This is a genomic window from Micromonospora sp. DSM 43699, from assembly GCF_055517075.1.
The window spans coordinates 1-308 of record NZ_JBTMMT010000279.1; the positions used below are offsets into that span (position 1 = coordinate 1).

At 66.9% G+C, this 308-nt stretch carries 1 protein-coding gene; it reads left to right on the forward strand.

Translation table 11 applies throughout. The features are described from left to right. Positions 1-308, forward strand: a 308-nt coding sequence (locus AC0AIB_RS31640; RefSeq protein ID WP_465098148.1) for a GTP-binding protein, incomplete at both ends; no start/stop codon positions are given.

Consider the following 308-nt stretch of genomic DNA (forward strand, 5'->3'; position numbering starts at 1 on the left):
CTGTGTTCGCTGCTGCGGGTGCCGCACCTGGTGCTGTGCGTCAACAAGATGGACCTGGTGGACTTCTCCCAGGAGGTGTTCGAGCGGATCGCCGACGAGTTCACCGCCTTCGCGGCGAAACTCGACGTCCCCGACCTCGCCGTGGTGCCGGTGTCGGCGTTGCAGGGCGACAACATCGCCTCCCGGTCGGAGAACATGCCCTGGTACGAGGGGCCGTCGCTGCTGCACCACCTGGAGCACGTGCACATCGCCTCGGACCGGAACCTGGTCGACGTGCGGTTCCCGGTGCAGTACGTGATCCGGCCGCA